Annotated in this window: 10 protein-coding genes; 3 read left to right on the top strand and 7 right to left on the bottom strand. The window is 73.7% G+C overall.

Going from position 1 to position 8,177, the window contains the following annotated elements:
* Positions 1-225, top strand: a 225-nt coding sequence (locus ACFV61_RS27965; RefSeq protein ID WP_380494543.1) for a hypothetical protein, incomplete at its 5' end; no start/stop codon positions are given.
* Between the two features lie 699 nt (positions 226-924).
* Positions 925-1,365: a hypothetical protein gene (locus ACFV61_RS27960; RefSeq protein WP_063349204.1), complete on the top strand. Its 441-nt coding sequence runs from the start codon at positions 925-927 to the stop codon at positions 1,363-1,365.
* Between the two features lie 6 nt (positions 1,366-1,371).
* On the opposite strand, the gene ACFV61_RS27955 is transcribed toward ACFV61_RS27960, so the two are convergent.
* The 5 genes from ACFV61_RS27955 to ACFV61_RS27935 all read right to left on the bottom strand — a co-directional run bounded on the left by ACFV61_RS27955 (position 1,372) and on the right by ACFV61_RS27935 (position 6,091).
* Entirely contained in the window at positions 1,372-1,938 is a 567-nt protein-coding gene (locus ACFV61_RS27955; RefSeq protein ID WP_380494541.1) for a DinB family protein, read from the bottom strand.
* Positions 1,939-2,025: 87 nt separating this feature from the next.
* Entirely contained in the window at positions 2,026-3,186 is a 1,161-nt protein-coding gene (locus ACFV61_RS27950; RefSeq protein WP_380494539.1) for a S8 family serine peptidase, read from the bottom strand.
* 148 nt (positions 3,187-3,334) lie between these two features.
* On the bottom strand, positions 3,335-4,780 hold the full coding sequence (locus ACFV61_RS27945) for a WXG100 family type VII secretion target (protein WP_380494537.1): 1,446 nt from the start codon (positions 4,778-4,780) through the stop codon (positions 3,335-3,337).
* Between the two features lie 44 nt (positions 4,781-4,824).
* Entirely contained in the window at positions 4,825-5,250 is a 426-nt protein-coding gene (locus tag ACFV61_RS27940; protein ID WP_363370297.1) for a hypothetical protein, read from the bottom strand.
* A 97-nt stretch (positions 5,251-5,347) separates the two neighbouring features.
* A complete protein-coding gene (locus ACFV61_RS27935) occupies positions 5,348-6,091 on the bottom strand; it encodes an endonuclease V (RefSeq protein ID WP_380494535.1) in 744 nt (247 codons plus the stop codon).
* A gap of 202 nt (positions 6,092-6,293) precedes the next feature.
* On the opposite strand from ACFV61_RS27935, the gene ACFV61_RS27930 reads away from it, so the two are divergent.
* Positions 6,294-6,536, top strand: a complete 243-nt coding sequence (locus ACFV61_RS27930; RefSeq protein WP_380335187.1) for a hypothetical protein — start codon at positions 6,294-6,296, stop codon at positions 6,534-6,536.
* 49 nt (positions 6,537-6,585) lie between these two features.
* Here the strand turns inward: ACFV61_RS27930 and ACFV61_RS27925 are convergent, their stop codons facing one another.
* Positions 6,586-7,341: an RDD family protein gene (locus ACFV61_RS27925; RefSeq protein ID WP_063349197.1), complete on the bottom strand. Its 756-nt coding sequence runs from the start codon at positions 7,339-7,341 to the stop codon at positions 6,586-6,588.
* 128 nt (positions 7,342-7,469) lie between these two features.
* The coding region (locus tag ACFV61_RS27920) for an RDD family protein (RefSeq protein WP_380494533.1) at positions 7,470-8,177 on the bottom strand (708 nt) is incomplete at its 5' end.

Here is an 8,177-nt window from a genome sequence, read left to right as displayed (position 1 = left end):
GCCCGTACGCTGCGGGCCCCCCGCCGCCCCCCGCGCGGCGCCCCCCCCCGCGGCCGCCGCCCGCCCCCCGCGCCCGCCGGCCGGGGCGGGGCCGGCGCGCCCGCCGCCCCCCCCGCGGCCCAACTCGCCCGGCGGAGGGCCATCGAATCCTTCCCCGCCCAGGTCGAACGGAGCAGCGCCGTCGACGACCGCCTCTCCCCGACGGAGGCCCGACCGCAGCCCTGACGGCAGACCACCCCGCCCGCGCCTCGGCCCCCAGGCCGCCGAGGCGTGGCCGACGTGCACGGTGGCGGCCAGCAGGCGCGGGACCACCCGGATCAACGCCTGCTCCGCCCCCTCGGCCACCCGGTGCGCCGCCGCCACGGCGAGCGCACCGTCCACCCACCACCCCTGCCGCCACGCCCCCGCCACACCCGCCTCGGCGCGCAGCGCACCCACCGCCCGCATCCACCGCCCGCATCCACCGCCCGCACCCGGGCTGCGCGCCCCCGGCGGAGGCATGCACGGCGGTGCCCATCCGGCCCGTCGCGCCACGCCGGTACGGGCGCGACCGAAGGTGTGGTTGCGCGGATGGTTGTGCGGCCGCAGCTTCGCGCCGTGGGCGTGGACGCCAGCCTCCATAAGCCCTACGGTGGCACATCAACCGTGTTGCAACCACGGCCCTTCTGCACCCCCTGACCAGCCGCGACGCGCTCGCAACTACACCCCCCGCACCACTGCGCCACCCTCCCCCACCGATCCTCCGCCCGGCCGCCCCACCACCGCTGCACCACCGCGCCCCACCGGTCGACACCGGAACCGGCCGAGCGGCGGCGGGTTCCGGGCATTCAATCCGATTGGTAACCCAGCGCACCGAGGGCATATCGTAGAGTGAGCGCAGATGATCGACCGTCAGCCACCCATCTCCCTTTCCGAGAAGCCGAGATGACCAATCGTCACGCGAGTTCCGCCGAGCCGCCCCCGAGGCCCGGTGAACCGGAGGACGTACCACTGGAGTTCGCCGCCTTCTGCGAACTCCACCGCCCCCGGTACCTCAGCTACGCCCGGGTGTGGCTGACCGAGCACAGCAGCGCGGCCACCGCCGTCCAACAGGCATTCGCCGAAATCGCCGTCCAATGGCGCGAGTTGCTGGGCAGCTCCAACCCCACCGCGAACGCCTGGCAGATCCTGCGCAGCACCGTCGCCGACCACACCCGGCACGTGCCCGCCGCACCGGACCGCCACCCCGCCGACGACGACCTGGCGATCCTGCACTACGTCGTCGGCCTCGCCGCCCCCGAGATCGCCGACGTCATCGGCACCGACACCGCCAGCGTCGCCGGCCGACTCCGGCGCACCATGCTGTGGGAGGCCTCCGGCTGGTGAGCCCCCTCAGACCCGCTCGCCCGTCACGTCGAACAAGTGGTGCACCGGGTCGTGGATCAGATAACGGGCGAACGACTCCACCGTGAACCGCGCCCCGTCACTACGGCCCCCGGTCCGCCCCCACTGCTCGCCCGCCACCCGCCCGAACGCCGCCGCCAGCGCCTCCCCGGCCACCGCCAACTCCTTGGCCACCACCGCCGGCACCTGCTCCCCGTACCGCTCGGCGACCGCCGTCTCGTCCTGGTCCCAGTTCGGGAACAGCGGGGCTTCCTCGGCCAGCATCAGGTCCAACCGGACCCGGAACAGCCGGAACACGTCCCGGACATGGCACGCGTACTCCAGCCCCGACCACACCCCCGGCCGCGGCCGCCGACGCAAACCCTCCTCGGCCCCGGCCAACAACGCCACCCAGGCCTCCGCATTGGCCCGAACCATCCCCGCGACGTCCTCCCGCACCACCGCCGCAACATTCAGCCCACAATCCGGACACGGGCGTTCCAACACCCACGTCCAGTCCTTGCCGTCCGGAACGACCACACCCACCGGATCCACGCCACGCTCAGAAGCACTCATGGCCCCAGCATGGCCACCCCACCACCCACCCCACCAGCGGCAATGACGCCAACCGCCACCAAAATGCTGCCACCCCGCCCGCCGCCCTCAGCCGCCCGCACCCCTGCGCCGCCGCACCCGCACCACCCACACCACGACCGCCACCACCCCGCCGACCAGCACCCCCCACAACGCCACCCCCACCGCAACCCCGACCCCGAACCAGCCGCCCCCGCCGGCCCCACCGGCCCCCGCCGCAGGCACCACGGCCTCGCCACCAGGCTCCTCCGTCACCCCGCCCCCCGCAGCCCCCTGCGACTCCCCCCGCCCCACCAACGGATTCACCCGAGAACCGCCGTCCACCACCGGATCAGCCTCCAACGCCTTCGCCGGCGCCAGCACCCCGAAGCCGTACCTGCTCCCCGGCACCGCCGACCCGTCCCGCGGCGGCGTGGCAGTCCTGATCATCCGATTGATCACCTGCCCAGCCGAAAGCTCCGGATACCTCGCCCGGATCAACGCGGCGGTGGCGGAGACGTAGGCGGTGGCATCGGAGGTGCCGTTGCCCACGCCGTAGCCGGCAGAGGTCTTCGCACTGGCCCGGTAGATCTCCGCCCCGGGGGCGACCAGTGTGGTCTCCGGTCCGTAGCTCGACTTCTCCCACAGTCGCCCCTGCCGGTCCACCGCGCCGACCGCCACCACTCCGGGGAAGGCCGCCGGGTACTCGACATGGGTGGCCTCGTTCCCGCTGTTTCCCGTCGCGGCCACCATGACCACGTCGTGGTCGACGGCGTACTTGACGGCCGCCCTGGTCTCCTGGTCGGCCCCGGCGTAACCGCCGATGGACATGTTGACCACCTTGGCACCGTGGTCGACGGCGAACCGGATCGCCCGGACGAGACCGGCCTGCGCCACGGCGTCAGCGGAATCCCAACTCACGCGGACGGGGAGGATCTTCGCCTTCGGTGCCAGGCCCATGATGCCGGCACCGTCGCCATGGCCGTGACCGGCGATGAGACTCGCCATCCCGGTGCCGTGGCCATCCTTGTCAACCGTGCCGTCTCCGTTGTCACCGGAGAAGTCGGCCCCGGGCACCACCTGTCCGGTCAGATCCTGATGGCCGGTCATCACACCGCTGTCGATGACGGCCACCGTGATACCGCCGCCCTGCGACACCGGCCACAACGCCGTTTCGGCCCGGTAGTCGCCGAGCACCCACTGCTCGTCGCGGATGCTGTCCGCGCCGGCCCGACCCGCCCCGATCGCCACGACCAGACTTCCCGCCGCCAGCACGGCCAGTCCGCGCCCAAGTCGCCCGTCCCTCAAGCCCGGTCACCCCACTCAGCACAGCGGCGCCCAGTGGTCCACGAACCACGAGGGCCCCGATCGAATCACCCGGTCGTCTGCGGACCAGGAGTCATTTCACCACGTTCGGATTGACGGGCCCTTCCGATGCCCAGGTCTGCTCGTCCTCAACTAGGTAGTCCGGCCGTTTGCGGCCGCCCTCCTTGTCCTTGGCCCGCCCCTGGGCGCCCCCGCACGGAACCGCGGGCACCTGGGACGACGTGGGAACGCCCGCGGACTCCGGCCGCGGGCGATTGCGCAGCCCGAGGCCGGACCCGCCCTCGGTGAAAGCCCGCCTGCCGCCGGAGGCGCCCTCCCCGGCGGGCGCCCGGCCACCCAGTACGGCTCCCGGTCGTTCGCCGACGCCCACCACCCCGCCCCCGACCCGACCGGCCACCGAACCGCCCCTGCCTCCGGCACCCGGGCCGCCACCGCGGACGCCTTCGGGGACCTGGCCGCCGCGGCCTGCACCGGGCCCGGCCGGTAGGCTGCCGCGACCCCCGGGCTCTCGCTCGACGACCGCCGGTGTCTCCCTCACCCCGGCGAACAGACCCGGCGTCGTTGCGCCACCACCCGGCCCGAACCCTCCTGGGCCGGCGGCGGTCTGGGTGCCCGGCCCCGGGGAGACCGGCGCGCCCGTCACCCCGGTCGACGCCGGCCGCCCGGCCACCGTCGGCGGCGCGGTGCCTGTACCGTCCACCGTCGTTCCCGCGCCGAAGTTGACCGGCCCCGGCTTGACCGGTGCCGTGGCCACCCCGCCCTTGATTCCGGGTTCCGAGGCCACCGAGGTCTTTCCCGAGGCACCCGGCGACTCCGGGGCGGCACCGGCGCTGCTCGGCCTGCGACCCCGAGGCTTCGATGGCTCCGTCTCCGATGGAGTGAAGAGGCCTCCGGGCGAGCCCATGTTGCCAACCCCCATGCCGGTCATGAGGCCGCCCACCGCAGCCGCCCCGCCTTGGTCGGCACCGGTCTTGTCGGAGAAGTCGTCGCGCGCTCCGGGCTTCGACGGGGTTCCCGGTGGGGGTGGGGGCTTCAGGGTGGGGGTGGCGATGCGGTAGTGCATGGCGAGGGTTTGCATGACGGTGGCGGCTTCGGCTTTTCGGCGGTCGGCGACGGGGATGTGTTCGTCGTCGCCGCCGAAGACGGAGGAGACGCCGTCGCCGACGGTGTCCTTGACCTTTTCCCAGGTGCTGGGTTCCTCGGGCATGTCGCGTTTGGCCTTGGCGATGGCCTCGGACATGTTGTGGAGGGTGTTGGCCGCGTCGTTGGCGTAGGAGGCGGCGTTGTTGATGCTGTCGGCGAGGTGGAGCATGCGGGTGTGGAAGGCGTCGCTGGTGGCGCCTTCCCAGGTGACGGCGGCTTCGGTGCTGGCGCGGGTGAGGGTGGCGCGGATGGCCTTGAGGGTGTCGGCGGCGTGGCGCCAGGGGTCGCCGGCGGCCATGACTTCGCCGGGGTTGAGGGTCTGGGCCATGGTGCGGAGTTGGGCGTGGCTGTAGGTGGTGAAGTCGGTGTAGGCCATGGGGGGTTCGCCTCCGTTCGGGCTCGGCCGGGGGTGGCCGGGGGTCAGGGGGCGGGTGGGGCGACGGTGTGCTCGTAGGCGGCCTTGCTGCTGGCGGAGGGGTTGGCGACGGACCAGCCGTCGTCGCCGAGTTTGAGTTTCTTCGCGGTGTGCTGGTCGTGTTCTTCGTAGGTGGTGGCGGTGAGTTCGGCGTTCTTCTGGGCTTCGTCGACGGCTTGTTGGAGTTGGTTGAGGACGTCGCGCAGGCCGTCGCGCATGGTGTTGTAGCGGTTGTGGATCTCGGTGGCTTCGGCGAAGGTGCCGAAGGCGGTTCTGCCGATGCCGCTGCGCCCGTGGGTGCCGGTGCCGTCGGCGTGGTGCTGGAATTCGGCGAGGAGGAGCCGGACTTGGGCGGCGAAGGCGCGGAGTTGTTCGACCTCGACGCGGTAGCCCTGGCCGGCGCCTCCGGTCGTGCCGGTTCCTGTTGCCACTTCGGCGCCTCCCCCGTGCGTCCGTGGGTCGCTGCCGGGGTTGGGCCCCGGTGTCTCATGTCTAACACACGGGGCCCGAATTCCGCCTGGTACCTGGTCAGTTCGCAGGCGTCCTCGTGTGGAGGGCGTCGGCGAGGGCGCGGCGGCAGAGGGAGTCGGCGTGCCGGGTGGTTTCGGGGAGCCGGTAGTGGGGGGCGAGTTGGAGGGTGGTGCGGACGGCGGTGTCGAGGCTGATGCGGTGGCCGATGGAGACGTAGACGGGTTTGACGCCGGGCCGGGTGCGGAGGGCGCGGCCGACTTCTTCGCCGGTGGCGGGGTCGGTGAGCTGGGTGGTGGAGCCGCGGGGGGTGTCGGGGTCGTGGTGGTGGAAGGTGAACGGGGTTTTGGCGACGCCGAGGGTGCGCAGGCCGGTGAGGACGCCGAGGTGGCTGGCGAGGCCGAGGCGGCGGGGGTGGGCGAGGCCGTAGCCGTCGCAGACGACGGTGTCGGGGGTGTGGGTGAGGGCGGCGAGGGCGTCGAGGACGGCGGGGAGTTCGCGGAAGGCGAGCAGTCCGGGGGTGTAGGGGAAGGGGATGCGGCCGACGGCGGTGGACTGTTCGACGACGGCGAGGGTGTCGTGGTCGAGGAGGACGGCTGCGGCGGCGACGAGGTCGTGTTCGTCGTCGTAGGCGACGTCGACGCCGGCGATGAGCCGCCCGACCCCGCTGCCGGAGCCGGAACCGTCGGAGCCCCCGGAACCGTAGGCGTCGTCGGGGTCGTGGGTCTGGACGAGGGGGCGCAGGCGTTCCTGTTCGGCGAGTGCCTGTGCTTCGGTGGTGGGCCAGTCGGCGGGGATGGGCACGGGTGTTCCCCCGGGTGGGTGGGGCGGGCGCGGTCGGGTTCACCGTACCGAGGGGCGGACGACCCCGGGGTGAGCCTGTGCGCCCCCCGTGCTCCCGGTCCGGCGGGTTAGCCTGGACTTACCGAACTCCCTTGCCGGGCAGCACTTCTGGGACCGGCACGATTCCCGCTCGTTCCCCCCGACGCGCGAAGGACCCCCCGCCATGCCTCGTCCGTCCGCTGCCCAGTACTGCCTCGGTTCGTTCACCGTCGTCGCCGCCACGGTGGCACTGCTGGCCGTTTCGGACGCCTCGGGCGTCCTGGAGGTCGTGGTGCTGGAGGGGTTCGCGCTGGCGCTCGGCACCGTGGTGACGGTGCTGTCGCTCGCCGTGTCCGGCCGGTCGGCGGCGAGGGCGGGAGCGACCTCCCCGGCCGCGGCCGGACACGAGTACGCCCGGCAGCGCTAGCAACGCTGGGTCCTGTCCGCCGCCGGGCGTCGCGGCCCCGCTCGGCCGGTCAGTCGGTGGTGACCACCACGGTCTTCGCGGCCTTGTCGTGGATGCACTGCCGGTAGGGCTTGTCGAAGACGCCGAACATCCCGTCGATGATCCACCAGAAGGCGGCGCAGCAGATCACGGCGGGGAGGATGTAGACGGCCGCGCGGGTCCAGGCGGCGCTCTGGGTGGGCTTGTTTCCGTCGATCAGCATGGCGACACGGACGTGCATCGCCTTCTTGCCGAGGGTCTGGCCGTCCCGGCCGAGCATCAGGCCTTCGTAGAGGAGGTAGATGCCGCAGCCGAGCCAGAATGCGCCGACCTCGCCGGAGCGGTTGCCGAAGTCGGCGAAGGGGGCCACCACGATCACGGCGACGGCCTGGACGAGGAGGTAGTCGATCAGGCGGGCGAGGATGCGCCTGGGCCAGCTGCCGATCGGCGGCATGCCGGGGACGGGCCCGGCGCCGGGGGTTCCGTAGCCGGTGGGGCCGTAGCCGGGCGGGGGCTGGTCGTAGGGCTTCTGGCCGTAGGGGTTCTCGCCGGGCGGGCTCTGGCCGCCGGTCGGGCCGCCGTAGGTGCCGCCGTACGCGCCGGGGCCTTCGGGCGGGGTACTGGGGGTGCCGTCGGACGGGCCGCCGGTGGGCGGCGGGGCGGGCGACGGGTTCGGGTCCGACGGCCGGTCTTCCGGCGTGCCGCCGCCCGGCTGCGGGGACTGCTTGTCGAAGGAGGGCTGGCCGCCCCCCTCCGGCTGGGAGCCTGAGGGGTCGTGAGTACTCATCCGTCGAGTAGAACATCACACATTCTCGCGGTTTGGGACATTCTGTCCGTTTTGCCGCCAGGGCCGGATGGTGCCTCCGCGTCGGATGGTGCCTCCGCGCCCGGAGCCGGCCGCCACGCCGGGAGGCCTCAGTCGCGGACCACCCGGGTGCGGGCGGCCCGGTCCTGCCAGCCACGCCGGGCCGGGCGGTCGAACAGGGGCCAGACCAGGCCGAGGAGCAGCAGCAGGCCGAGCTGCCTGACGGCCCATCGGAGCAGCGAGCGGCCGAGGCTCAGCCTGGTCCGGGCGCCGGGGGCGGCGGCGTCCGCCACCCGGATCCGGGCCAGTCGCTTGCCGAAGGTCTGGCCGGTGCGGGCGGTCGGCAGCACCTCGTAGAGCAGGCTGACGAAGAGCAGGATGCCGAGCAGGACCGCGACCTTACCCAGCACCACGTCGTCCACCAGCCAGACCTGGACCTGGCGCCGGGTGAGGGAACTGGCCATCCGGGCCTGGTCGAGCTTCTGCTGGAGGTGCTCGGACGCCGAGCGGCCGAGCGGGATTCCGGCGGCGACGGCGACCACGAGGAGTACGACGGTGTCCACGGCGCGCGCGGCCAGCCGACGCCCGAGTCCGGCGGGCGTCGCGGAGGCGGGCACGGTGGGGGCGGGCGCCGTCGGGGCAGGTCGGCGCCGTGCGACGGCCTCCCGGGCCGGGCGCGCGACCGGCAGCGACGCGGCGGGCGTGGCGGGCGCGGCGGACGCGGGGTTCCGGCCGCGGGGCCCGGCCCGTACCGCGCCGGCGGCGCCCCGGGCGGCCGGGGGCGGCACGGCGGGCGCGGGGGCGGACCCGGGGGCGGC

This window comes from Kitasatospora sp. NPDC059817, from assembly GCF_042731835.1.
In the GTDB taxonomy this organism is placed as follows: domain Bacteria; phylum Actinomycetota; class Actinomycetes; order Streptomycetales; family Streptomycetaceae; genus Kitasatospora.
The sequence above is the reverse complement of the archived record's forward strand: the minus strand, read 5'-3'. Positions and strand labels throughout refer to the sequence as shown.